The organism is uncultured Endozoicomonas sp. (assembly GCF_947495845.1).
In the GTDB taxonomy this organism is placed as follows: domain Bacteria; phylum Pseudomonadota; class Gammaproteobacteria; order Pseudomonadales; family Endozoicomonadaceae; genus Endozoicomonas.
Genome location: NZ_CANMAO010000072.1, coordinates 1 through 1,797, shown reverse-complemented (window position 1 = coordinate 1,797; position 1,797 = coordinate 1). Strand labels below are relative to the sequence as shown.

Below are 1,797 nucleotides of genomic sequence, written 5' to 3'. Positions count from 1 at the left end.
CCAGTGCCCGGTCGAGCGGTTTGTCCTTAACGTCCTCGTCTTTGCCCGCCTGCCAGCCCTCTTTCAGGCAGGGCAGCTTCAGGAAGGCTTCCACTTTCGTCTTTTCCGGTAAGCCTTGGCCATTACACATGGAGGAAATATTTTTAAGGAAAGGACTTTGGGCAATGTACTGGACTTCATCGTCCGCTTTACTTAGAAAGCCATCCGAAACTATTTTGATGTTAGAGCTAGTGGATTTATTAAGCATACTGGTCAGGCAAGCGGTGTCTCTGCTAACGTCAGTGTTTAAGGCCGTAAAGAAAACGTTACATTTCTCATAAAATGTTTCCAGATCACTATGATGTTTATTGATATCGTGAAATTTAAGCATGCTGAAGAGGGTTGATTTGACCATGATGCTGCGATTTTTGCACGTTTCGAGCAGCTTTTTTGCGGCTTCCAGAATTTCTAAAAGGTATTCCTTGCTGTCAAACATCTCCCGAGACAACACGTCATAGTTTGCCTGATCAAAAGACTTCATAGTATCAAACCACTTCCGCAACGCGTCACGGTGCGCCTTATCAAAATACTTCATGGTGTCATGGTAACGGTCCATTTTCTCTTGAAGCGCAGGGCTTTGAGCCGGTAACTCCTGCCTTCCGGATACTCCGGTTTCCCCTGGAGCATTATCAAGTACAGAGCTGACCGTGTTATTGAGTGATGGGAGAGGAGTCATCGGCCTGACCACAGCTATCGAGCGGGAACCTCTAGGCATCATGGTCTGTTCAGTCTCCATCGGGCTCGGATTGACCTCAACCAAAGTAGAGGGACTCGGAGCTCTGCGGGGGTAATTAACACACCTGCGCTTTAAGGGATGACTGATAGGAGGTTCAGAGCGCTGTTGATGCCATAGAATGTTTTTAGCGCCCGTTGTCTGTCCCACCGTGTAACCTGCCATGGTGGTGGATAACGATCTTTTGCGTTGTCGCCCTGCTGTCAATCCGTCGCTTCGTGGTTCAACGTCCCTTAGCGTGGAAACTGCGCCTGTGCTTTCTGAGGAAGGTGGCTGCATGGTTTATTTAGAGTCCCTTTCCAGCTGGTAAACCGTCTGGTGATGACGGCAATAGCACTACAGACCTTGTCAGACTGGTAAAGTTCCAAGCAAACGGTATAAGGAAAGGCTGAACTGTTTTGTCAGGCAGCCTTTGGTAGGGAATTGACGCGCTGCCGGAAAGCACGCTGAAAGCTTTCACATTACAGGGAACAAGTGCTGACAGCTTTTCAACCGTATCCACCTACGATCACGCCATTGGCATGCTGGACAATTGGCATGCTGGAAACTGAGTTTACCCGCAGCGGGAGCGTGTACCGTTATTACGATGTGCCAGAGACCGTTTACAACAACCTGATCAGTGCAGACTCCGCCGGATGGCATTATAACCAGGCTATTCGCGGACAGTACCCATCTCGTAGGCTGTTATGCTCATTTTACCCAGCCTTCACCGGCTCAAACAACACGTTCAAATCGTCCGCTGTGATGGACGGTTTTTTCTTACCTGCATTGTCGCCATAAAGGGAGTCGGCGATGGCTTTTTTCTTCTCTTTCAACTGCTGGATTTTTTCTTCCACCGTACCCTCGGTTACCAGCTTATAAGCACGTGGTCTTATGTGGGTAATTGATTGGAAAAGACAGCAGAAAACAGAGTTATCCACAGAATGACAGCAGGAGAAATAGGGGATAGGAGGATCAGGCAGGCGACAGAAAAAGATGTTAAATACGGTTATTCACACCTTTCATTGCTTCAGGTTTGAGGTTGT

The 1,797-nt window shown here is 48.2% G+C and carries 2 protein-coding genes and 1 pseudogene; 1 reads left to right on the top strand and 2 read right to left on the bottom strand.

What is annotated here, in order from left to right; all coding sequences use genetic code 11:
* Window positions 1-715, bottom strand: a 715-nt coding sequence (locus Q1B11_RS20095) for a hypothetical protein (protein WP_299735775.1), incomplete at its 3' end; no start/stop codon positions are given.
* Between the two features lie 594 nt (window positions 716-1,309).
* On the opposite strand from Q1B11_RS20095, the pseudogene Q1B11_RS20505 reads away from it, so the two are divergent.
* Window positions 1,310-1,429: pseudogene (locus Q1B11_RS20505) on the top strand (KTSC domain-containing protein); the annotation flags it as partial.
* A 38-nt stretch (window positions 1,430-1,467) separates the two neighbouring features.
* Here Q1B11_RS20505 and Q1B11_RS20090 read toward each other — a convergent pair.
* Complete coding sequence (locus tag Q1B11_RS20090; protein ID WP_299735774.1) at window positions 1,468-1,608, bottom strand: hypothetical protein; 141 nt, start codon at window positions 1,606-1,608, stop codon at window positions 1,468-1,470.
* Window positions 1,609-1,797: the final 189 nt, after the last annotated feature.